At 58.1% G+C, this 21658-nt stretch carries 22 protein-coding genes; 18 read left to right on the forward strand and 4 right to left on the reverse strand.

The genetic code is table 11. The features are described 5' to 3' along the window. Positions 1–272, forward strand: a 272-nt coding sequence (locus tag V7756_RS15285) for an FAD-binding protein (protein WP_335611061.1), incomplete at its 5' end; no start/stop codon positions are given. 224 nt (positions 273–496) lie between these two features. Here the strand turns inward: V7756_RS15285 and V7756_RS15290 are convergent. Then, a complete protein-coding gene (locus V7756_RS15290; RefSeq protein ID WP_335611118.1) occupies positions 497–1246 on the reverse strand; it encodes a UDP-2,3-diacylglucosamine diphosphatase in 750 nt (249 codons plus the stop codon). A gap of 13 nt (positions 1247–1259) precedes the next feature. Beyond that, on the reverse strand, positions 1260–1754 hold the full coding sequence (locus V7756_RS15295) for a peptidylprolyl isomerase (protein WP_335611062.1): 495 nt from the start codon (positions 1752–1754) through the stop codon (positions 1260–1262). A 163-nt stretch (positions 1755–1917) separates the two neighbouring features. Between V7756_RS15295 and V7756_RS15300 the strand changes: the two genes are divergently transcribed. The 3 genes from V7756_RS15300 to V7756_RS15310 are packed head-to-tail and all read left to right on the forward strand — an operon-like array spanning position 1918 to position 5758. After that, positions 1918–3585 carry a glutamine--tRNA ligase/YqeY domain fusion protein gene (locus V7756_RS15300; RefSeq protein WP_335611063.1) on the forward strand — a complete coding sequence of 556 codons (1668 nt, stop codon included), beginning with the start codon at positions 1918–1920 and terminating at the stop codon, positions 3583–3585. Then, positions 3585–4970 carry a cysteine--tRNA ligase gene (gene cysS / locus V7756_RS15305; RefSeq protein ID WP_335611064.1) on the forward strand — a complete coding sequence of 462 codons (1386 nt, stop codon included), beginning with the start codon at positions 3585–3587 and terminating at the stop codon, positions 4968–4970. Before V7756_RS15300 ends, cysS begins: the two co-directional genes overlap by 1 nt. A 14-nt stretch (positions 4971–4984) precedes the next feature. Beyond that, on the forward strand, positions 4985–5758 hold the full coding sequence (locus tag V7756_RS15310) for an SDR family NAD(P)-dependent oxidoreductase (RefSeq protein WP_335611065.1): 774 nt from the start codon (positions 4985–4987) through the stop codon (positions 5756–5758). Between the two features lie 44 nt (positions 5759–5802). Here the strand turns inward: V7756_RS15310 and V7756_RS15315 are convergent, their stop codons facing one another. After that, a complete protein-coding gene (locus V7756_RS15315) occupies positions 5803–7227 on the reverse strand; it encodes an alanine/glycine:cation symporter family protein (RefSeq protein WP_442909014.1) in 1425 nt (474 codons plus the stop codon). Between the two features lie 172 nt (positions 7228–7399). Here V7756_RS15315 and V7756_RS15320 point away from each other — a divergent pair, with 172 nt between their 5' ends. The 4 genes from V7756_RS15320 (at position 7400) to V7756_RS15335 (ending at position 11225) form a co-directional block, all read left to right on the forward strand. Beyond that, positions 7400–8239 carry a metal-dependent hydrolase gene (locus V7756_RS15320; RefSeq protein WP_335611067.1) on the forward strand — a complete coding sequence of 280 codons (840 nt, stop codon included), beginning with the start codon at positions 7400–7402 and terminating at the stop codon, positions 8237–8239. A gap of 97 nt (positions 8240–8336) precedes the next feature. Continuing rightward, on the forward strand, positions 8337–9458 hold the full coding sequence (locus V7756_RS15325) for an NAD(P) transhydrogenase subunit alpha (protein ID WP_335611068.1): 1122 nt from the start codon (positions 8337–8339) through the stop codon (positions 9456–9458). Between the two features lie 11 nt (positions 9459–9469). Next, on the forward strand, positions 9470–9790 hold the full coding sequence (locus tag V7756_RS15330; RefSeq protein WP_090475079.1) for an NAD(P) transhydrogenase subunit alpha: 321 nt from the start codon (positions 9470–9472) through the stop codon (positions 9788–9790). 7 nt (positions 9791–9797) lie between these two features. Beyond that, entirely contained in the window at positions 9798–11225 is a 1428-nt protein-coding gene (locus V7756_RS15335; RefSeq protein ID WP_335611069.1) for an NAD(P)(+) transhydrogenase (Re/Si-specific) subunit beta, read from the forward strand. Between the two features lie 114 nt (positions 11226–11339). Here V7756_RS15335 and V7756_RS15340 read toward each other — a convergent pair whose 3' ends face one another. Next, entirely contained in the window at positions 11340–12776 is a 1437-nt protein-coding gene (locus V7756_RS15340; RefSeq protein WP_335611070.1) for an aldehyde dehydrogenase family protein, read from the reverse strand. Positions 12777–13005: 229 nt separating this feature from the next. Between V7756_RS15340 and V7756_RS15345 the strand changes: the two genes are divergently transcribed. The 10 genes from V7756_RS15345 (at position 13006) to V7756_RS15390 (ending at position 21609) form a co-directional block, all read left to right on the forward strand. Continuing rightward, a complete protein-coding gene (locus tag V7756_RS15345; RefSeq protein WP_335611071.1) occupies positions 13006–13488 on the forward strand; it encodes a Fe-S cluster assembly transcription factor in 483 nt (160 codons plus the stop codon). Positions 13489–13593: 105 nt separating this feature from the next. Then, positions 13594–15030 (forward strand): Fe-S cluster assembly protein SufB, encoded by a 1437-nt coding sequence (sufB, locus tag V7756_RS15350; RefSeq protein ID WP_335611072.1) that lies wholly within the window; start codon positions 13594–13596, stop codon positions 15028–15030. Positions 15031–15102: 72 nt separating this feature from the next. After that, the gene (gene sufC / locus V7756_RS15355; RefSeq protein WP_335611073.1) at positions 15103–15852 is read left to right on the forward strand and encodes a Fe-S cluster assembly ATPase SufC; all 750 of its coding nucleotides are present in this window, start codon (positions 15103–15105) and stop codon (positions 15850–15852) included. A gap of 4 nt (positions 15853–15856) precedes the next feature. Then, on the forward strand, positions 15857–17164 hold the full coding sequence (gene sufD, locus V7756_RS15360) for a Fe-S cluster assembly protein SufD (protein ID WP_335611074.1): 1308 nt from the start codon (positions 15857–15859) through the stop codon (positions 17162–17164). Next, entirely contained in the window at positions 17157–18395 is a 1239-nt protein-coding gene (locus tag V7756_RS15365; RefSeq protein ID WP_335611075.1) for an aminotransferase class V-fold PLP-dependent enzyme, read from the forward strand. Before sufD ends, V7756_RS15365 begins: the two co-directional genes overlap by 8 nt. 11 nt (positions 18396–18406) lie before the next feature. Then, positions 18407–18763 carry a HesB/IscA family protein gene (locus V7756_RS15370; protein ID WP_335611076.1) on the forward strand — a complete coding sequence of 119 codons (357 nt, stop codon included), beginning with the start codon at positions 18407–18409 and terminating at the stop codon, positions 18761–18763. Between the two features lie 33 nt (positions 18764–18796). Beyond that, on the forward strand, positions 18797–19318 hold the full coding sequence (gene sufT / locus V7756_RS15375) for a putative Fe-S cluster assembly protein SufT (protein WP_335611077.1): 522 nt from the start codon (positions 18797–18799) through the stop codon (positions 19316–19318). An 80-nt stretch (positions 19319–19398) separates the two neighbouring features. Further along, the gene (locus tag V7756_RS15380) at positions 19399–19818 is read left to right on the forward strand and encodes a SufE family protein (protein ID WP_335611078.1); all 420 of its coding nucleotides are present in this window, start codon (positions 19399–19401) and stop codon (positions 19816–19818) included. Between the two features lie 204 nt (positions 19819–20022). Then, positions 20023–21039, forward strand: coding sequence for a GGDEF domain-containing protein (locus V7756_RS15385; RefSeq protein ID WP_335611079.1), 1017 nt, complete (start codon positions 20023–20025; stop codon positions 21037–21039). Positions 21040–21258: 219 nt separating this feature from the next. Beyond that, positions 21259–21609: a YkvA family protein gene (locus tag V7756_RS15390; protein WP_335611080.1), complete on the forward strand. Its 351-nt coding sequence runs from the start codon at positions 21259–21261 to the stop codon at positions 21607–21609. Positions 21610–21658 lie beyond the last annotated feature (49 nt).

A 21658-nucleotide genomic window follows, 5' to 3' on the forward strand; every position in this document is an offset into this window, starting at 1 on the left:
TGGGCGCTGCCGTCGGTGCCTCGCGCGCCGCAGTAGACGCAGGCTTCGTTCCCAACGACATGCAGGTTGGCCAGACCGGCAAGATCGTCGCGCCGCAGCTGTACGTCGCGGTCGGCATCTCCGGCGCCATCCAGCATCTGGCGGGCATGAAGGACTCCAAGGTGATCGTTGCGATCAACAAGGACGAAGAAGCGCCGATTTTCCAGGTAGCGGATTACGGTCTGGTAGCAGACCTGTTTGAAGCCATCCCGGCGTTGGAAGGCAAGCTGTAACCGGCGCTTAGCGCGGTTACAGCAGCGGCAAGCTTCAAGCCGCAAGCTGCAAGAAAAACCCCCAGTCTCGTGAGAGCTGGGGGTTTTGCGTTAAGGCATACTCCGTTTTCGCTTTTCGCTTTTCGCTTTTCGCTTTTCGCTTTTCGCTTTTCGCTTTTCGCTTTTCGCTTTTCGCTTGTAGCTTGTAGCTTGTAGCTTGCAGCTTAAGGCTTGCCGTTTGCAGCTTAAGGCTTGCCGCTTGAGTCGGTCGCGCACAGCGCGAACGACTCAAGATGGTAGCCGCCTTCATCAACCAGCAAATACCATCCGGAACGATCCCAATCGCCCAGCACGATGCGCTCGGCCGGTTCTCCGTTGATCATCAACGGGTGGCGGGCGGGGCGGTGGGTGTGGCCGTGGATGAGGGTACGCACGCCTGCATTGCGCATCGCCTCGGCTACCTGGCCGAGATTGACGTCAGTGATGTCGGCGGCTTTCATGCGGGTTCGGCTCTGGCTTTCATCGCGCAGTTTGCGGCCGATTTTTTGTCGGGTGCGCAGTGGCAGATGGCGCAGCACAAAGCGGCTGGCCGGGTTGCGCAGCCATTTGCGCATGCGCATGTAGTCCAGGTCGTCGGTACATAGACTGTCACCATGCATCAGCAGAACGGATTCGCCGTTCAGCTTGACGATGCTCGGGTCGCGCAGCAGGGTGCATTTTGCCAGTCGGCAAAAACGTCGGCCCAGGAGAAAATCGCGGTTGCCATGCATAAGGAAAATGCGCACGCCATTTGCGCTCAGCTCGGCCAGTGCCTTGACTACCAGCTGACCCAGATCATCCATGGCGTCATCACCCAGCCAGACTTCGAAGAAGTCGCCCAGGATGTAAAGCTCGTCCACACCGCTGGCCTGTTCGTGCAGGCATTGCAAAAACGCCCGGGTAATGTCCGGGCGTTTTGCTTCAAGATGCAGATCGGAAATGAACAGATAGCGCATCTGCAAAAAGTGCTCAGTCGACCAATTCGGCGCGTTCGATGATAACGTCGTCTGCCGGTACATCCTGATGCCCGCCGCGCGAGGTGGTGCTGACGGCCTTGATCTTCTCTACCACGTCCATGCCATCGCTCACCTTGCCGAATACCGCGTAACCCCAGCCCTGGGTGGAGGGCGCGGTGTGGTTAAGGAAGCTGTTTTCTGCAACATTGATGAAGAACTGGGCGCTGGCGGAATGTGGGTCCATCGTGCGAGCCATGGCGACAGTGCCTACGGCATTGCCTACGCCGTTGTCGGCTTCGTTCTTGATCGGGTCGCGAGTGTCTTTCTGTTTCATGCCAGGCTCAAAGCCGCCGCCCTGAATCATGAAGTTGCTGATAACGCGGTGAAAGATGGTGCCGTCATAGTGGCCATCGCGCACGTACTGCTTGAAGTTTTCGACTGTCTCGGGCGCTTTGTCGTCAAAGAGTTCAAGAGTGATAACGCCGTAGTTTGTATGCAGTTTGACCATCGGGCAGTCCTCGGGCAAAAAATCTCGGTGGGTAGAGTAGCGCATGTGCGTTACCGCGTTCAGGCGCTTGACAGTTTCGGGTATGATACGGCTTTTGGCCAACTCGGCCTAGCCAAAATCCGTGATGCCTCAGGCTTCACCCGTAGCGAGTTTTGCTGACCTTATGAACAAACCCGAAGCCACGCCGCCCAGTCACTTCCTGCGCCAGATCGTCCAGTCAGACCTGAATGCCGGCAAGCACCAGAGCATTGTTACCCGTTTTCCGCCCGAGCCTAATGGCTATCTGCACATTGGTCACGCCAAGTCGATCTGCCTGAATTTCGGTCTGGCCAAGGAGTTTGGCGGTGTCTGCAACCTGCGCTTTGACGACACCAACCCGGCCAAGGAAGAGCAGGAATACATCGATGCGATCAAGCAGGATGTAGAGTGGCTCGGCTTTGAATGGGCCGGCAAGGTGCGTTACGCATCCGATTATTTTGACCAGTTGCACGCTTGGGCCATCGAGCTGATCAAGGGTGGCAAAGCCTACGTCTGTGATCTGTCGCCAGAGCAGGCGCGCGAATATCGTGGCTCGCTGACCGAGCCGGGCAAGAACAGCCCGTATCGCGAACGTAGCGTCGAGGAAAACCTGGATCAGTTTGCGCGCATGACTGCAGGCGAGTTTGCCGATGGCGCCAAGGTACTGCGCGCCAAGATCGATATGGCCGCGCCCAACATGAACCTGCGCGACCCCATCCTCTATCGCATTCGCCACGTCCATCATCACCAGACCGGTGACAAGTGGTGCGTGTATCCCAGCTATGATTTTACCCACGGCCAATCCGATGCAATCGAGGGCGTCACGCACTCCATCTGCACGCTGGAATTCGAGGACCATCGCCCGCTGTACGAGTGGTGCCTGAACAATCTGCCGGTGCCGGCGACGCCGCGCCAATACGAATTCGCGCGGCTCAACCTGAACTACACGGTGACCAGCAAGCGCAAGCTCAAGCAACTGGTTGACGAGAAGCACGTGGACGGCTGGGATGATCCGCGTATGTCGACCATCAGTGCTTTCCGCCGCCGAGGCTACACGCCGGCGTCGATTCGCGAGTTCTGCGAGCGTATTGGTGTGACCCGGTCTGATGGCGTGGTCGACATGGGGGTGCTCGAGTTCTGCATTCGTGATGATCTGGACGCCCACGCGCCACGCGCCATGTGCGTGCTCAGGCCGTTGAAGGTCACTATCACCAATTATCCGCAGGACAAGACCGAGCTGCTGCAGTTGCCGCGCCACCCGAAAGAAGATATCGGGGTGCGCGAGCTGCCGTTCGAGCGCGAGATTTATATCGATCAGGACGACTACATGGTCGATCCGCCCAAGGGCTACAAGCGTCTCGTGCCAGGCGGTGAAGTACGCCTGCGCGGCAGCTATGTGATCCGCGCGGATGAGGCGGTGACCGACGCAGACGGCAACATTGTCGAGCTGTTGTGTTCCTATGATCCCGATACATTGGGCAAGAACCCCGAAGGCCGCAAGGTCAAGGGTGTGATTCACTGGGTGCCCGCTGCGACCAGCATTGAATGTGAAGTACGCCTGTATGACCGCCTGTTCAAGACCCCCAATCCCGATAAGGGCGAGGAGGGCGCGGGTTTTCTCGACAACATCAATGCCGAGTCGCTGATTGTCCTAAAAGGCTGCCGCGCCGAACCCTCATTGGCGAGCGCCAGCGTGGATGATCGCTTCCAGTTCGAACGTGAGGGCTACTTCTGCCTGGACTCGAAAGATGCCACCGCGGAGCGTCCGGTATTCAACCGCACTGTCACCTTGCGCGACTCCTGGGGTAACTGATGGCGCTGACGATCTACAACACCCTGAGCAAGACCAAGGAAAGCTTCAAACCGTTGATCGGCAATCAGGTGCGTATGTATGTGTGCGGCATGACCGTATACGACTACTGCCATATCGGCCACGCGCGGGTTATGGTCGCCTTTGACGTGGTGGCGCGCTGGTTCCGTCACCGTGGCTATGACCTGACCTACATTCGCAATATCACCGATATCGACGACAAGATCATCCGCCGCGCCAATGAAAACGGTGAGACCTTTCAGCAGCTGACTGGCCGCATGATCGCCGCTATGCACGAAGACGAAGCGCGTCTGAATGTGCAGCGCCCAGATCAGGAACCCAAGGCCAGCGAGCACGTGCCTGGCATGCACAGCATGATCCAGACACTGATCGACAAGGGCTTTGCGTACGCACCCGGTAACGGTGATGTGTACTACCGCGTCAGCCGTTTTGCCGACTACGGCAAGCTGTCGCGCAGGAAAACCGAAGACCTGCGCAGCGGTGCGCGGGTCGAGGTGGATGAGGCAAAGGAGGATCCGCTGGACTTCGTCCTCTGGAAAGGCGTCAAGCCTGGCGAACCGAGCTGGACTTCACCCTGGGGAGAGGGACGTCCTGGCTGGCACATCGAGTGCTCGGTGATGTCTACCTGCTGCCTGGGTAATACCTTCGACATTCACGGCGGCGGGCCGGATCTGGTCTTCCCGCACCACGAGAACGAGATCGCGCAGAGCGAAGCGGCGACTGGCGAACTGTACGCAGCCAGCTGGATGCACGCGGGCGCGGTGCGCGTAGATGGCGAAAAAATGTCCAAATCGCTGGGCAACTTCTTCACCATTCGCGAGGTGCTGGAAAAGTATCACCCTGAGGTGGTGCGCTACCTACTGGTATCCAGTCATTATCGCAGTGCCATCAACTACTCCGAAGACAACCTGAAGGAAGCCAAGGGCGCACTCGAGCGTTTTTATCATGCGCTCAAGGGCTTGCCGGAAGTGCCTGCGGCAGGCGGTGACGACTACGCCGAACGCTTTGCTGCCGCGATGGACGATGACTTCAATACCCCAGAAGCCTGCGCTGTGCTCTTTGACATGGTGCGCGAGGTCAACCGGCTCAAAGACAGCGATCAGTCTGCTGCTGCCGCGCTGGCTGCCCGCGTGCGTGTGTTGGCGGAGGTACTTGGTGTGCTGCAGCTTGACCCGGAAGCTTTTCTGCAGACTGGGGCCGCAGGCAAGGTTGACGCCGCAGCGGTTGAGGCCTTGATTCAGGCACGGCTGCAGGCGCGAGCAGACAAGAACTGGGCTGAGTCCGACCGTATTCGCGATGAGCTGACGGCCATGGGCGTCGTGCTGGAAGACGGCAAGGGCGTTACCACCTGGCGCCTGGCGCAATAGTGATGCCGCACAGCATGACGGATCTTACCGGCCGCGTGGCCCTGGTAACCGGGGCCGGCAGTCCCGATGGCATCGGCTTTGCGACGGCGAAGATGTTCTATGCAGCCGGTGCGGCGGTGGTGTTGACCTCGACCACCAATCGCATCTTTCAGCGGCAGAACGAGCTGGACCCGGAGCGCGCACGCAGCATGGCGCTGGTCGCCGATCTGACCCACCCCGAGCAGGCGGCCGAGCTGATCGGGCAGGTCATGGAGCGATTCGGCAAGGTCGATATCCTGGTGAACAATGCCGGCATGACTCAGTCGGGTGTGGCTGAGCCGATCGGCGAGTTGTTTCATCAGATGCCGTTCCAGCATTGGCAGCGAGAAATCGATCTGAACCTCAACACCTGTGTACACGTCAGCCAACTGGTGCTGCGGCATATGTTGCAGGTGGGTTTTGGTCGCGTGATCAATATCGCTTCGGTCACCGGTCCGTTGGTGACCTTTCCCGGCACTGCCGGCTACAGCGCCGCCAAGTCCGCGATGGTCGGCCTGACGCGCTCGATTGCGCACGAGGTGGCGGGGCAGGGTATTACGGTCAACGCCATTGCACCGGGCTGGATTGAAACACCTTCAAGTATGCCGGCAGAGCTCGAGGCAGGTCGCCGCACACCGGTAGGTCGCCCCGGCAGGCCCGATGAAGTGGCGCGTGTAGCCTTGTTTCTGGCCAGTGAAGGCTGCAGCTATATGACCGGCCAGATGCTGGTCGTCGACGGCGGCAATTCGCTGCAGGAAATGAAGGGCTGAAAAAATGGCAGGGCGAGCGCCGCGCACGGTGCTCGCCCTATCTGCTAGTACCAGATATCCGAGCTGATCTTTTCCTTGAGTTCAGGGTAGTCGGCCGCCTTAAAGGTTGGCTCTTCTCCGGCCTTGCGCTGAGCCATGTAATCCTTGGTCAGCTTCACCACGGTACCGGACAACATGAGGATGGCAATCAAATTGATCGTTGCCATCAGCCCCATGGACGCATCGGCAGCATTGAACACCGTACCCACCGCCTGATAGGCGCCCCATATCACCATGCCCAGCGCTGCGCAGCGCAGCACCAGCATTCCTGCCTTGTTGCCGACCCCCAGGAAGATCATTGCATTTTCCGCATAGGAATAATTGGCGACGATCGATGTAAAAGCGAAAAACAGAATGGCCACTGCTATGAAATAGGTGCCAGCAACACCGATATGCGCCTCCATCGCCAGTTGCGTCAACTGCGTGCCGGTTACGCCGTTACCCGGTTCAAGCACCCCTGACAGCAGTATCATCACCGCCGTGGCTGTGCATATCACCAGAGTATCAATGAACACGCCCATTGCCTGGACGAACCCCTGCGAAGAGGGATGGTGGGGCGCGGGAGTGGCAGTGGCGGCAACGTTGGGAGCGGAGCCCATGCCAGCTTCGTTGGAGAACAGGCCCCGCTTGATACCATTGAGCATGGCTGCGGTGACTGACCCGGCAACACCGCCGGTAGCCTCTTCGAGCCCGAACGCACTCTTGAATATCAACGCGATTACGCCTGGCACTTCGCTGATGTTCATCACCAGAACATACAAGGCCATAAGCACGTAGGCAGCGGCCATGAAGGGCACGATTATCTCGGCAAAGCGCGCAATTGAGCGTAGTCCGCCAAAGATGACCAGGCCAGCCAGAGCCGCAATAACCACACCTACCGCCAGCTTGGAGAAGCCAAAGGCACCCTCCATGGCGTCAGCAATCGAGTTGGCTTGTACCGCATTGAATACCAGGCCGAAGGAGATAATCAGGCAGACCGAAAAGACGCTGCCAGCCCAGGGCGCCTTGAGGCCCTTGGCAATGTAGAAAGCCGGACCACCGCGATACTGTCCTTCGCCGTCACGCACTTTGTAGAGCTGCGCGAGGCTGCTCTCGGAATACGCTGTCGCCATGCCGACCAGGGCAACCATCCACATCCAGAAGATGGCGCCAGCGCCGCCCAGGTAGAGTGCTACTGCGACCCCGGCAAGATTGCCGGTGCCGACCCGCGAAGCCAGGCTGGTACAGAGCGCTTGGAACGGTGAGATCCCCGCCTTGTCGCTCTTGCGTGAACCCAGAATCGAGCGAACCATTTCGCCAAAATGCAGAAATTGCAGAAAACCCAGTCGCACGGTAAAAAACACACCGACGGCCAGAAGACCGTATATGAGTACATAGCCCCAAAAAATCGTATTCAGAAAGCCGATGACCGCATCCATGTACACCCCCATAAATTGGCAAACGCCGAAATCTTTAGTAACAGTAGATGGTTGCAGAGAATGTGCCAGTTGTAGCCTGGATGAAACGGACTTGTGTTCCCCCCGCACAGGGCAGAGGATAGAACACCTGATGACTCCCGTTGCATCCTGAAGATAATGGCAGCAGACCAGTACGAGGTGACCCATGACAGCAATGCAGCCGGCGGACCTGACAATTCAACCCCGCCGTATTGACTTCGAACTACCCGAAACCCTGCCGCGTTATTGGCACGGAGGCGACCCGTTCAAGACCCATTTTTTCAACTCCATGTCGATCCTGTTCCCCGACGGCGAACGCTTTTTCATAGACTCGGTGCGACATTTTCGCCCGCAGATCGAGGATGCCGAGCAGCTTGCGCTGATCAAGGGCTTTATCGGCCAGGAAGGGCATCACAGTCGCGAACATATTGAGTACAACCAGCGTCTCAGCGACCTTGGATATGACGTCGACAAGCTGATGCAGCCGGTCAAGCGGCGAATACGCTACGTGCAGAAGCACTTCTCGCCCGAGCGTCAGTTGGCGGGCACCGTCGCCATGGAACACTTCACCGCGATCATGGCTGATGCGGTGCTGCGTGAACGGCAATGGTTTGACGGTGCTATCGAGCCCATGCAGCGTATCTGGCGCTGGCACGCCCTGGAAGAAACAGAGCACAAGGCAGTCGCCTTCGACGTCTACATGCAGGTGTGCGGTGACCGCAAATTGCTGCGCGCTGCGATGCGGCAGTCGACGTTCTTCTTTCTCAAGGATGTGACGTTGGGGATGTGGCACATGCTGCGCCGGGACGGCGAGCTGAGCAATCTGCGCATGTGGCGCAAGGGGATGTCCTGGCTGTGGGGCCGTGGCGGCTTTCTATCCAGCTTGTGGGGCGTGTACCGAGACTTCTATCGCGAGGATTTTCACCCCTGGCAGCATGACAATCAGCAGCTCATGCGCGAGTACCAGCAAGAGTTCGCGCACGAAGGCGTACCTGCATCGGCTTGATTCATTCGGTATATCTGTCGCTTATGTGCAACCTTTTGTCGCGTTTGCTGGCGTGGCTGCGCTATTATACGCGCCTTTTCGTCGACGAGGAGTCACTATGTCTATTCCTTTGTACATTCCCAGAGAGACCAGGGAGCACGAAAAACGTGTCGCCCTGGTCCCGTCCGTTGCAGCCAAGCTGCAGAAGCTGGGGCTTGATATCAGCGTGGAATCCGGTGCCGGCAATGCCGCGCGTATTCCCGATAGTGCGTATACCGAGGCCGGTGTAAGCCTGGGTTCTGGCGAGGGCGCCAAGCTGATTTTCCGGGTGCAGCCGCCAACCGTAGAAGATGTTGCGCAGATGGCCGAGGGCTCTGTGCTGTTCAGCTTCATCTATGCGCAGCGCGAGCCTGCGGTGGTCAAGGCGCTGCAAGAGCGCAGGATTACCTGCTTCGCGATGGAACTGGTGCCTCGTATTACCCGCGCCCAGGCGATGGATGCATTGTCGTCACAAGCTGCGCTGGCTGGCTACTACGCCGCGTTGCTGGCAGCCACCAACCTGAACCGTATTCTGCCCATGATGACCACCGCTGTTGGCTCGCTACGCCCGGCCAAGGTTCTGGTCATGGGCGCTGGCGTCGCCGGCCTGCAGGCGCTGGCGACTGCCAAGCGTCTGGGTGCCATGATCGAGGGTTACGATGTGCGCCCCGAGGTCAAGGAGCAGGTTCAGTCGGTGGGCGGCAAGTTCGTCGAGACCGGTGTGAACGCGGTGGGCGAGGGCGGTTACGCCCGCGAACTGACTGCCGAGGAAAAACAGGAAGTGGAGGCGGTACTGACGCGCCATATCCAGCAGGCCGATGCGGTAATTACCACGGCATCCATTCCTGGCAAGCCCAGCCCGAAAATCATCACCGAAGCCCAGATCATGGGTATGAAAAACGGTGCCATCATCATCGACCTGGCTGCCGAGGGCGGTGGCAATACGCCGCTGACCAAGCCAGGTGAAACAGTTGAAGTGGGACCGGCAACCATCGTTGCACCGCTGAACATCACCAGCAATCTGGCCGAGCACGCTTCCGAGCTGTACTCGCGTAACCTGCTGGCACTGGTTTCGCTGATGGTTGAAGAAGGCGAATTGAAGCTCGATTGGGAAGACGAAGTGCTGGCCAAGAGCGTACTTACCCACGAGGGTGAAATTCGCAACGAGGCGGCCCGCGCCGCCGTCGAAGCTCAGGCATAAGGAGCCAAGAAATGGATATGTCCGTAACCATCACAGGCTTTGTTGCCCTGTATATCTTCTTGCTGGCGGCCTTCGCCGGTTATGAAATCATCGGCCGCGTACCGGCCATTCTGCACACGCCCTTGATGTCGGGCTCCAACTTCATCCACGGTATCGTGGTGGTTGGCGCCATGTGGGCTCTGCTGAACGCTGGCTCCACGCTGGAGCAGGTCATCGGCTTCGTTGGTGTTCTGCTGGGTGCCGGCAACGCCGCAGGTGGCTATGTGGTCACCGAGCGCATGCTGGAAATGTTCAAGCCCACCAACAAAGCGCCTGGCGCAGACAAGGAGTAAGTAGACCATGTTCAGTGCTTTTCTGATTGACGCGGCCTACTTTGTCGCAGCCTTTCTATTCCTGTATGGCCTCAAGCGTATGGCCAGTCCGGTTACCGCGCGCTCCGGTATTGTGGTCGCCGGTGGCGGCATGGTCCTGGCGGTCGCCGCAGCCTTCCTGTATGGCTTCGATGTGGCCCCCCGTGCCGAGCCTTATCTAGGCACCAACCTGTTGCTGCTGGTGGTCGCCCTGGGCCTGGGTGTTACCTGGGCGTGGTTCAGTGGCAAGCGCGTTGCAATGACCGATATGCCGCAAATGGTTGCGCTCTATAACGGCATGGGCGGCGGCGCTGCTGCTGCCATTGCGGCGACCGAGCTGTTTTCCGGCAATGCCCTGGCGCATGGCCCGGTAGTGACGCTGCTGGCCATTCTGGGCGGTCTGATTGGTGCGGTTGCGCTCTCGGGGTCTCTGGTTGCGTGGGCCAAGCTCGACGGCCGTATGAACAAGTCCTGGCGTTTGCCCAAGCAGCAGTATGTCAACCTCGGCCTGTTCTGTGCCGCGCTGGCACTCGGCGCTGCGGTTATCGTCATGGGTCTGATGGATGTAGTGCAAGTGCCGGTATTCGTGGTTGCGCTCTTCTTCATCATCGCGCTGGTGCTGGGCATCATGCTGACAACGCCGATTGGCGGTGCCGACATGCCGGTTGTGATTTCACTGTACAACGCCTTTACCGGCCTGGCTGTTGCCTTTGAGGGTTTTGTGCTGCAGAACCCCGCGATGATCATTGCCGGTACTGTTGTAGGCTCCGCCGGTACGCTGCTGACGCTGATGATGGCCAAGGCAATGAACCGCAAGGTGAGCAACATCATCTTCAGTGACTTCGGTGGCGAAGACGATGGCAGCGATGGCGAAATCGAAGGCACCATGAAAGCGGCTGATGCCTCTGACGCAGCCATTGCCATGTACTACGCCAGCAAGGTAATCATCGTTCCGGGCTACGGTCTGGCGGTTGCCCAGGCGCAGCACAAGCTCTATGAGTTCGTGAAGCTGCTGCAGAAACAGGGCGTGGAAGTGGCCTTTGCCATCCACCCGGTTGCCGGTCGTATGCCAGGCCACATGAACGTACTGCTGGCCGAAGCGGGCGTACCTTACGACATCATCTATGATCTGGAAGATATCAACGAGGACTTCGCCCAGGCAGACGTGGCTATCGTGCTGGGTGCCAACGATGTGGTTAACCCTGCGGCACGTACCCGCAAGTCGAGCCCGATCTACGGCATGCCGATTCTGAACGTAGACATGGCGCGCCAGGCGTATGTGGTCAAGCGTGGTCAGGGCAAGGGATACTCCGGCGTCGAGAACGAGCTGTTCTTCCTTGACAATACCTCCATGGTCTACGGCGACGCGCAGAAGGTCATGGTGCAGATGATTGAAGCGGTGAAGTCACTGGGTTAAACCCAGCAGCAAGCTCCAAGCTGCAAGCAAATAAAAAACCCGGCGGATGCCGGGTTTTTTATTGTTTGCTTCAGGGTTTACTTACAGCTTGAAGCTTGTCGCTTGCAGCTGCTTTCAGCCTTGCTTGGCGTGATAGCCGAAGATCGATTTGATCTCGAGGAAGTCTTCAAAGCCGTAATGACCCCACTCGCGGCCGTTACCTGACTCCTTGTAGCCCCCAAAGGGCGCCTTGTTGTCCAGTGGAGCGCCGTTAAGGTGAACCATGCCGGTGCGGATGCGACGAGCTACCTTGCGCGCGCGCTCGAGATCGCTGGACGATACGTAGCCGGACAGGCCGTAGTTGGTGTCGTTGGCGATGCGTACCGCGTCGTCTTCGTTTTCGTAGCCGATGATCGACAGAACCGGCCCGAAGATTTCTTCACGGGCGATGGTCATTTCGTTGTTGACGTGGCTGAACACGGTGGGCTTGACGTAGTAGCCCTTGTCGATCCCTTCTGGGCGGCCAGGACCGCCGCCAACGACCTTGGCACCTTCTTCGATACCGGCGGTGATCAGATCCTGGATCTTGTTCCACTGTGCCTTGGAGACAACGGGACCGATGACTGTGTCATCAGCATTGGGGTCGCCTGCCTTGACCTTGGCCACGGTGGCCTGCGCGATGGCGGCTACTTCGTCCATGCGGCTATTGGGCACCAGCATGCGGGTGGGCGCGTTGCACGACTGGCCGCTGTTGTTCATGCAGGACATCACGCCGTGAGCAACCATCTTCTCGAAGTTAACGTCGTCCAGCAGGATGTTGGCAGACTTGCCGCCCAGCTCCAGTGCTACGCGCTTGATGGTCTGGGCGCCGTTCTGCATGACCTGGCGACCGGCACCGGTAGAGCCGGTGAAGGACATCATGTCGATGTCAGGGTGGGCAGACATGGCTGCACCGACGGTTGGGCCATCGCCATTGACCAGATTGAATACGCCGGCAGGCACGCCAGCTTCATCCAGAATCTCGGCCAGCAGCAGCGCAGACAGGGGCGCGACTTCGGACGGCTTGAGCACCATGGTGCAGCCAGTAGCCAATGCTGGGGCAATCTTGCAGGTCAACTGGTTCATCGGCCAGTTCCAGGGCGTAATCAGGCCGCAGACCCCAATCGGCTCTTTGACTACCTGGGTGTTACCGATCTGCTCTTCGAATTCGAACTCCTTCAGCGCTTCCAGCGCGGCCGCAAAGTGGCCCAGACCGGAAGGCGCTTGCGCCATCTTCGACAATTTGGCGGGGGCGCCCATTTCGATGGAAATGGCTTCGGCCACTTCACCCATGCGGTTCTTGAATACCGCCATAACCCGCTCAAGCAGGGCGATGCGCTCTTCACGGCTGGTGCTGGAGTAGGAATCGAAAGCGTTCTTGGCGGCTGATACTGCCAGATCAACGTCTTCCTTGTTGCCCAGCGCAATGGTGGCTACGGCTTCTTCGGTGGCGGGGTTGATCACATCCAGCGTCTTGTCGCCCTTGGGCTCGACCCACTTACCATTGATATAGAACTGCTTGTGATGGCTCATTCTGAGGTGGCTCCTTGTTATGGGGGTGCTAAACCTTGAAACCTTAGCATTGTCAGCGCTATTGCTTGAATGCTTTTCTGTTGGATCAATGTAAATGTTACGACGCCATTTTGCTTTCGGCAGTCGCTTCGACTCTCTATAATGCGCCCCGGAAGGACGCCCGAATACTTGACTGTTTTGCTTGGATATTGCATAGTGTTCGTCAGATTTCAACCGCTTGAGAGCGCCTATGCGACTGACCACCAAGGGTCGTTACGCCGTGACAGCCATGCTGGATCTGGCACTGCATGAAGATCAGGGACCCATCACTCTGGCCGATATTTCGTTGCGCCAGGGCGTGTCCATTTCCTATCTGGAACAACTGTTTGCCAAGCTCAGGCGCAGCAAGCTGGTTGAGAGTGTGAGAGGCCCTGGCGGCGGTTATCGTCTGTCTGGCGGCCCGGCAGCTATCAGCGTTGCGCAGATTGTCGAGGCGGTGAATGACTCCATGGATGCCACGCGCTGTCTGGGCAAGGGCGATTGCCAGCATGGCGAGGTCTGCCTTACTCACCATCTGTGGTCGGACCTGAGTTCCCGACTGCGTCAGTTCCTGAATGACATCACCTTGGCTGATCTGGTCTCGCGCGATGACATTCAGCGAGTCAAATCGCGCCAGGATCATTGCTCCATTTCGGCTCGGCAGACAGTAAACGAGCTGGAACGCATTATCTGAAGAGGCCGCAGAGCCTTCCATCGCTGCATCGTCCAAGGGTGATGCAATGCCTGAACTATGAAGTGGCGACCCGGATACAAGGGTCGGCAGGATTGAGGTGATACCGTGACTGAACAAGTCGAGAGCCTGATCAAGAAGGATTACGCGGCCGGATTCCATTCCGTCATCGAGTCGGAGACGCTGCCACCAGGTCTGGACGAAGACGTGGTGCGCTTTATCTCCGCCAAGAAGGAAGAGCCCGAGTGGCTGCTGGAATGGCGTCTGAAGGCGTTTCGCGCCTGGCAGGAAATGGAAGAGCCTACCTGGGCCCACGTGCATTATCCCGAGATCGACTTTCAGGCGGTGTCCTATTATTCCGCGCCCAAGAGCATGGACAGCAAGCCGAAAAGCCTTGATGAGGTGGACCCTGAGCTGCTGAGAACCTACGAGAAGCTGGGCATTCCCCTGCACGAGCAGGAAATGCTCGCCGGCGTGGCGGTAGATGCGGTATTTGACTCGGTCTCGGTTGTCACTACCTTCCGCGAGAAGCTGTATGAGGCGGGCGTTATTTTCTGCCCGATCAGCGAGGCCGTGCACAAATACCCAGACCTGCTGAAGAAGTACCTTGGCAGCGTAGTCCCGCAGAAGGACAACTATTACGCGGCGCTGAACTCGGCGGTATTTTCCGATGGCTCCTTTGTGTATATCCCCAAGGGCGTGCGTTGCCCGATGGAGCTGTCGACCTACTTCCGCATCAACGAGATGAACACCGGGCAGTTCGAGCGCACCCTGATCGTGGCCGATGAAGGCTCCTACGTGAGCTACCTCGAAGGCTGTACTGCTCCCATGCGCGATGAAAACCAGTTGCACGCCGCGGTGGTTGAGCTGGTGGCCCTGGACGATGCGCAGATCAAGTATTCGACGGTGCAGAACTGGTATCCGGGTAACGCCGAAGGCAAGGGCGGTATATACAACTTCGTGACCAAGCGCGGCATTGCCCACACCAACGCGAAAATTTCCTGGACCCAGGTCGAGACCGGCTCTGCGGTTACCTGGAAATACCCCAGCTGTGTGCTCAAGGGTGACAACAGTGTTGGCGAGTTCTACTCGGTTGCCCTGACCAACAACTTCCAGCAGGCCGATACCGGCACCAAGATGATCCACCTGGGCAAGAACACCCGCTCGACCATCATCGCCAAGGGTATTTCCGCTGGACGCAGCGACAGCGCCTATCGTGGCCTGGTGCGCATCAACCCCGGCGCCGAAGGCGCGCGTAACTACACCCAGTGTGATTCGTTACTGATCGGTGACCGTTGCGGCGCGCACACCTTCCCGTATATCGAGAGCAAGAATCCGAGCGCAGTGGTAGAGCATGAAGCCACGACATCCAAGGTCAGCGACGACCAGCTGTTTTTGTGCCAGCAGCGCGGGCTCGACGCCGAAAAAGCGGTCTCGATGATCGTCAACGGTTTCTGCCGCGAAGTATTCAAGGAGCTGCCCATGGAGTTTGCGGTCGAGGCAGGCAAGCTGCTTGAGGTCAGTCTTGAAGGTTCGGTCGGCTAGGCCAGGTTTGCATTTACCGCGGCGTGGCCACGGCGGCGTCACCAGTTAAAGTAATTTATCAGGCAGTGATACATGTTAAAGATCAATGACTTGTACGGGAAAGTTGAAGAGAAGGATATCCTCAAAGGCTTGTCCATCGAGGTTAAGCCAGGCGAAGTGCATGCCATCATGGGCCCAAACGGCTCTGGCAAAAGCACGCTGGGTAATGTGTTGTCAGGACGCCCCGGTTACACGGCCACGGCCGGTAGCGTTACGTTCAAGGGGCGTGACCTGCTGGAGATGGACACCGAAGAGCGCGCCCGCGAGGGCCTGTTTCTGGCCTTCCAGTATCCGGTAGAGATTCCCGGCGTCAGCAATATGGAGTTTCTCAAGGCGGCGGTCGACGCCAAGCGCAAGCACCATGCCCAGCCCGAACTGTCCTCTGTGGACTTTCTCAAACTGGCGCGTGAAACCTGCAAGCGCGTCAACCTGGATGCCAGCTTTCTCAAGCGCGGCGTGAATGAGGGCTTTTCCGGCGGTGAGAAGAAGCGCAACGAGATCATGCAGATGATGCTGCTGGAGCCGGATCTGTGCATTCTCGATGAAACCGACTCGGGTCTGGACATCGATGCCCTGCAGGTTGTCGCAGACGGTGTGAACGCCATGCGCGACGGCAACCGCAGCTTTCTGGTAGTGACGCATTATCAGCGCCTGCTGGATTACATCATTCCCGATTACGTTCACGTGCTGGCCGGTGGTCGCATCGTCAAGTCTGGCGACAAGAGCCTGGCTCTTGAGCTGGAAGCCAAAGGCTACGGCTGGTTGGAAAACGAGGTTGCCTGATTCAATGACTGATTTTCAGCAAAACGCATTGCAACTGGCGCACGAGCAGAGCCCGGCGCCCTGGTTGCAACCCTTGCGCAAGCAGGGCGCTGCCAGTTGGGCCGCCGCTAGCTGGCCAGGCCGCAAGACCGAGTTGTGGAAGTACATTTCCCTCGCGCCGCTGCAACAGCAAAGCACCCTGCGCTGGGGTGGGGCAGCCGACGACAGCGCGATAGATGCGGTTGAGCGTGTTGAGCTGGACGCCACTTGCCTGGTGTTCGTCAATGGTCGCTTCAATGCTGCACGCTCCACTGCCTTGCCTGCGGAACTGGTGCGCTTTGGCGACGCCGATGATGCGCAGCAGGCGCTTATCCAGCAACACCTGGGCCAGGTGGTCGACAGTCAGCGCCATCTTTTTGCGGCCTTGAGCAACGCCTGGGCCGAAGACGGCATTCTGCTGCACGTGCCACGCAATCAGCGCCTGGCCAAGCCGGTGTATGTGCTCAACGTGGCTACGCCAGAGGCTGAGCCAGCGGTTGCCAGCCAGCGGCTGCTGGTAGTGTTGGAAGAGGGCAGTGAGGCCGAGGTGATCGAGCATTTTGCCTCCGATACGCGCGAGCAGAACGGCTTCGTCAACAGTCTTACTGAAGTGGTCGTGGGCGCCAATGCCCGCCTGCAGCACTACCGCATCAATCTGGAAGAAGAGAATCTGCTGCACGTCGGCGGCGTACACGCCGATCTGCACCGCGATGCCCGCTTCCACGGTTTTACCCTGGCGCAGGGCAGCCGTCTCAAACGTATTGATTACCAGATCAATATGCGCGGTGAAGGCGCACACATGGAGCTCAACGGTGTGTATCTGCCGCGCAACAAGCAGGTAATCGACTATCACACCAATGTTGAACACTGCGTGCCGCATTGCACCAGCAATGAAGTTTTCCGCGGCATCATTGGTGACTCGGCGAAGGCTGTGTTCAACGGCCGCATTCATATTCATCCGCAGGCACAGAAGACTCTGGCCGAGCTTAGCAACAAGAACCTGCTGACGTCGCGCACAGCCGAAATCAATACCAAACCGGAGCTGGAAATCTACGCTGACGATGTGCGCTGCGCCCATGGCGCGACCATCTCGCAATTGGATGAAACCTCTCTTTATTACCTGCAAAGTCGCGGTATTTCCGCGGCTGATGCCACCACCATGCTGAGCTTCGGGTTTATCAACGAGCTGCTGACGCAGGTGCCAGAGCAGGCGATTCAGGATTACCTGCGCCCACGCCTGGCGTCGCTATTTGGTCAGGGCAGCGAGCAGGTAGGACACTTGAATTATGAGTGAGCAGGTCAAGCCCGCCTTTGACGCCGAGCGTGTACGCGCAGATTTTCCGATCCTGCAACAGGAGGTCAACGGCCACCCGCTGGTATACCTCGACAACGCAGCAACCACGCAGAAACCGCGCGCGGTTATTCAGGCGATAGTCGACTACTACGAGCAGGACAACAGCAACGTGCACCGTGGTGCTCATGCTCTGGCCGACCGCGCAACGCAGAAGTTCGAGAATGCCCGGGTAAAGGTCGCGGAGTTCATCAACGCTCCCGAAGCACGCCAGGTGATCTGGACCCGCGGCACCACGGAAGGAATAAACCTGGTCGCCAGCAGCTGGGGCAGGCATAACCTGAACCCTGGTGACCGGGTGCTGGTCTCAGCCATGGAGCACCACTCCAACATAGTGCCCTGGCAGTTGGTGGCCGAGGAGAAGGGTGCTTCGGTCGAGCCTATTCCGGTATCGGACGATGGCACCATCGACCTGGCGGCGCTGGACGCAATGCTTGACGATCGCGTGCGCATGGTGGCCTGTGGGCACGTGTCCAATGCTCTGGGCACTGTAAACCCAGTGCAGGAAATCGTTCGTCTGGCACGCGCAGCGGGTGCGCTGACACTGATAGACGGCGCGCAGGCGGTCAGCCACTGGCCGGTAGATGTGCAGGCGCTGGATTGTGACTTTTACGTGTTTTCCGCGCACAAGCTGTTCGGCCCCACCGGGCTTGGCGTGCTCTACGGCAAGGCGGCGTTGCTTGAAGCCATGCCGCCCTATCAGGGCGGTGGCGAAATGATCGAAACGGTCAGCTTCGCTGGTACTCGTTTCAACCAGTTGCCCTACAAGTTTGAAGCCGGCACGCCGGATATTGCCGGGGTGATCGGTCTAGGCGCCGCTGTGGATTATCTGCAGCAGCTTGACCGTGTGGGCGCGGCAGCGCATGAGGCCGACCTGCTTGCTTACGCTGAAGAGCGGGCAAGGGCAACGCCCGGTCTGCGCCTGGTCGGCACTGCTCAGCAGAAGACCAGCGTCATGAGCTTTTTGCTCAAAGGCGCCCACCCCAATGATGTGGGGCTTCTGCTGGACCAGCAGGGTGTGGCAGTGCGCACCGGCAACCATTGCGCCCAGCCAATCATGGAGCAGTTTGGTATTGCCGGCACCGTGCGGGCCAGTTTCAGTTTCTACAACACCCGAGCAGACGTTGATCGCCTGTTCGAGGCGTTGGACAAGGCAAGGCAGTTCCTTATTTAGGAGTGCATAAGATGAGTGTTGAATCCTTTGACCCTAACAGTCAGGTGGTGACCGTCAGTCCCGCCGCGCTGTCGCATTTTCGCCGGCAGTTGGGCAATGCGCCCGGCAAATCGGTACGCCTCAGTGTGAAAAAGAGCGGCTGCACCGGCTTCATGTATGCCATTGATCTGGTCGAACAGGCCAGCGCGAGCGATCTGCATTACCAGTTGGATGAGCAGGTAGAGCTTCTGGTCGACAGTGACAGCCTGCAGGTACTCTCCGGCACCCAGATTGACCTCGTGCGAGAAGGCGTGAACCAGCAGATCAGGTTCATCAACCCCAACGTGAAGGACGAGTGTGGCTGTGGAGAGAGCTTCAGTGTCAATTAGCAGGGCAGAGCGCGGATGAGTATGGAGAGACGCATGGTAGTAGCGCAGGCCGATTGTCCTGCGCGGCGGGTACCCGATGGCACGCCGCTGACCATCCCCAAAGATACCTTTGTCACCATCACCCAGGCGTTGGGCGGCAACTACACCGTAACCTACCACGGTCAGATGGTGCGGGTAGACGGCACTGACGCTGCGGCGTTGGGACTGGAGCCTGAGCTGTTATCGTTTCCCGAACCCAGCGATGACCAGATCAGCGAAGAGCAGGTCTGGGACGCGCTCAAGACGGTCTATGATCCCGAGATACCGGTCGACCTGGTTAATCTGGGGCTGATCTACTCACTGGCGATTGATCAGGCAAGCCACGCGGTCACCATCAACATGACGCTGACCGCCCCGGGCTGCGGCATGGGGCCGGTATTGGTTGGCGATGTAGAATATCGGGTGCGCCGAGTCCCGAATGTCGAGAACGTCCGGGTTGAGCTGGTTTTCGATCCGCCTTGGCAGCGCGAGATGATGAGCGAAGAGGCTCAGCTCGAAACCGGTATGTTCTTCTGATAGCCGACTCCCGCTGACATGTCGTCTGCTGCCACGGGGCAGATGACAGTTCTGAATACGCTTTTCCAAGGGTCTTGCACATGAGCCGATTTGGCACCGAGATAACAAGCGACGATATTGTCGATACCCTGTCTTTTTTCGACAATTGGGAAGATCGATACAAATACATAATCGATTTGGGCAAGGAGCTCCCGCCACTTGATGAGGCCGCACGCACCGAACAGAACCTCGTTCGCGGCTGTCAGAGTCAGGTCTGGCTGGTCAGTGATGTCCGTGACGGCAAGCTGTTTTTCGAAGCTGACAGCGATGCCTTTATCGTCAAAGGCCTGCTGGCAGTGGTTCTGGCTGCCTATAATGGCAAGACACCCCAGCAGGTAACCGACTTCGACGTAGAAGCCTACTTCGCCGAGCTGAACCTGCTGAAACATCTGAGTGTTACCCGGGGCAACGGCTTGCGCGCCATGGTCAAACGCATTCAGGGCACTGCCGCAGCGAACTGACAGGGCGTATTGGCCGTGCCTGAGGGCATAAGTATCAGGCTGCCATCAAGCGGTTGTCATTTTTTGCTTCAGTGGTTAATGTTCCTCGCGTTCCGTATCGGCTCGCTGGGCGCAAAGACATGTTCGTGTAACCATGTGGCTACGCGGGGCGCCACTTCACAGATAGAAACTACAATAACAACAAGCTATCCAAGGTAATGCCTGATGTCCGATTTATGGGGGAGGCTGAAAAGCGATTTTCAGTTATCTATAGTGACCCTGGTTGGGATCTGTTCGGTGTTTGGCGTAACGCCCTACGCCGTCTATCGGCTGCATGAAGGCAACTGGCTGGTCGGTTTTACCGATACCTTTCTGGTATTGGGGACGTCATTCGCCGTGCTGTACGCCTGGCGTACCGGCAACACAGTACGGCCTGGCCAGTTTCTCGCGATCATCTATTCGCTTGGCGGATTTCTGGTCACCATCAAGCTGGGTATCAACGGCCTGTTCTGGCTGTACTGTCTGGTGCTGTTCAACTTTTTCGTGGTACCCCCCGTACAGAGCTTGATCGCAACCCTGACTACACTGGTTGCTGTATGTATCTACGGCTGGCAGCATCCGGGAGACATTTTCGAGAGTCACTATCAGATGATGTCTTTTGTGGTGACCTACTTGCTCGCCAGCCTGTTTGCCTTCGTTTTCGCCTACCGCAGTCGCTTTCAACGGCGACAGCTGGCGTTGCTGGCAACGCTCGATCCGCTGACGGGCATCGGCAACCGCAGAACCATGGATGAAGAGCTGGATATCGCCATCGCTGATAGCCAGCGCTACGGCATGAGCTTTGGCCTGCTGGTGCTGGATCTGGATCACTTCAAATCAGTCAACGACCGTTTTGGTCATAGCGTCGGCGACCGCGTGCTGATCGATTTCGTAGGCGTCATCAAAAATGCCTCCCGCGCCTCGGACCGCATTTTTCGCCTGGGCGGCGAGGAGTTTGTATTGCTGGTGCCCAAAGTGGGACGTCAGGGGCTTGCTGGCACCGCGGCACACATACAGCGCAGCGTCGCAGAACAACTTTCCTCGCCCGGTGGGCCTGTGACTGTATCCATCGGTGGTTGCGTGCTTGAGGGTCAAACAGACCGCGATATCTGGTTGAGAGATGCCGACATCTGTCTCTATCAAGCCAAGGACGCAGGCCGCAATCGCACCGTCATCAAGGGTTTTGATCCGGCCGCAAACTAAAGTGCTCTCGCCATTGTCTATCTAGTAAGCCGTCACGTCGTTTCGTCTTCCACCTGGATCGACGCATCGGGACGTTCCGAGCTGCAATGTACGCAGATTTTCTTGAGAAATGTCTCGTTATTGTAAATTAAAGAATTATGTCCCATTCTATTGGCAGACGGATGTTTAATCACCCCACTGAAGTGGCTGCGATTCATGCGGTCAGCGAGGTAACTAGCAATGGCACATCAATATTCCGATAAAGCGTTCTGGCAGAAACTCGCCGAGTACGCCAAGAAGGCCGGCCGGGAAGTGGTCGAAAAGGCCTTGTGCCTTTATTACGCCGCTCGCCGGCCAGAAACTCCAGGCTGGGCGAAGGCAGTGATTATCAGCGCACTGGCGTATTTTATTGCGCCCATCGACGCTATGCCCGACTTTACGCCCTTTGTCGGCTTTACCGATGATCTCGGCGTCTTTGCCGGTGCCTTGGCAATGGTAAGCATGTATATAGATGACGAGGTCAAGACGACTGCTGCGGCCACTGCAGAGCGTTGGTTCGGCCGGGGCAGGGTTGGCGGGGCGGTGACCTAGCGCTGCCGGCAACAGAAGACGATTTTGCGGCTCGATTGCTCAGGTCGTT

This window comes from Halopseudomonas sp. (assembly GCF_036961105.1).
In the GTDB taxonomy this organism is placed as follows: Bacteria; Pseudomonadota; Gammaproteobacteria; order Pseudomonadales; family Pseudomonadaceae; genus Halopseudomonas.

What these genes read in the sequence shown, in the direction of transcription:
- V7756_RS15340 (WP_335611070.1), bottom strand. Translation starts at nt 12,776, where the DNA reads ATGAGCCATCACAAGCAGTTCTATATCAATGGTAAGTGGGTCGAGCCC.
- sufD (WP_335611074.1), top strand. Translation starts at nt 15,857, where the DNA reads ATGACTGATTTTCAGCAAAACGCATTGCAACTGGCGCACGAGCAGAGC.
- V7756_RS15380 (WP_335611078.1), top strand. Translation starts at nt 19,399, where the DNA reads ATGAGCCGATTTGGCACCGAGATAACAAGCGACGATATTGTCGATACC.
- sufT (WP_335611077.1), top strand. Translation starts at nt 18,797, where the DNA reads ATGGTAGTAGCGCAGGCCGATTGTCCTGCGCGGCGGGTACCCGATGGC.
- V7756_RS15330 (WP_090475079.1), top strand. Translation starts at nt 9,470, where the DNA reads ATGGATATGTCCGTAACCATCACAGGCTTTGTTGCCCTGTATATCTTC.
- cysS (WP_335611064.1), top strand. Translation starts at nt 3,585, where the DNA reads ATGGCGCTGACGATCTACAACACCCTGAGCAAGACCAAGGAAAGCTTC.
- V7756_RS15300 (WP_335611063.1), top strand. Translation starts at nt 1,918, where the DNA reads ATGAACAAACCCGAAGCCACGCCGCCCAGTCACTTCCTGCGCCAGATC.
- V7756_RS15390 (WP_335611080.1), top strand. Translation starts at nt 21,259, where the DNA reads ATGGCACATCAATATTCCGATAAAGCGTTCTGGCAGAAACTCGCCGAG.
- V7756_RS15325 (WP_335611068.1), top strand. Translation starts at nt 8,337, where the DNA reads ATGTCTATTCCTTTGTACATTCCCAGAGAGACCAGGGAGCACGAAAAA.
- V7756_RS15335 (WP_335611069.1), top strand. Translation starts at nt 9,798, where the DNA reads ATGTTCAGTGCTTTTCTGATTGACGCGGCCTACTTTGTCGCAGCCTTT.
- V7756_RS15315 (WP_442909014.1), bottom strand. Translation starts at nt 7,227, where the DNA reads ATGGGGGTGTACATGGATGCGGTCATCGGCTTTCTGAATACGATTTTT.
- sufC (WP_335611073.1), top strand. Translation starts at nt 15,103, where the DNA reads ATGTTAAAGATCAATGACTTGTACGGGAAAGTTGAAGAGAAGGATATC.
- V7756_RS15385 (WP_335611079.1), top strand. Translation starts at nt 20,023, where the DNA reads ATGTCCGATTTATGGGGGAGGCTGAAAAGCGATTTTCAGTTATCTATA.
- V7756_RS15310 (WP_335611065.1), top strand. Translation starts at nt 4,985, where the DNA reads ATGACGGATCTTACCGGCCGCGTGGCCCTGGTAACCGGGGCCGGCAGT.
- V7756_RS15295 (WP_335611062.1), bottom strand. Translation starts at nt 1,754, where the DNA reads ATGGTCAAACTGCATACAAACTACGGCGTTATCACTCTTGAACTCTTT.
- V7756_RS15290 (WP_335611118.1), bottom strand. Translation starts at nt 1,246, where the DNA reads ATGCGCTATCTGTTCATTTCCGATCTGCATCTTGAAGCAAAACGCCCG.
- V7756_RS15345 (WP_335611071.1), top strand. Translation starts at nt 13,006, where the DNA reads ATGCGACTGACCACCAAGGGTCGTTACGCCGTGACAGCCATGCTGGAT.
- V7756_RS15370 (WP_335611076.1), top strand. Translation starts at nt 18,407, where the DNA reads ATGAGTGTTGAATCCTTTGACCCTAACAGTCAGGTGGTGACCGTCAGT.
- V7756_RS15365 (WP_335611075.1), top strand. Translation starts at nt 17,157, where the DNA reads ATGAGTGAGCAGGTCAAGCCCGCCTTTGACGCCGAGCGTGTACGCGCA.
- V7756_RS15320 (WP_335611067.1), top strand. Translation starts at nt 7,400, where the DNA reads ATGACAGCAATGCAGCCGGCGGACCTGACAATTCAACCCCGCCGTATT.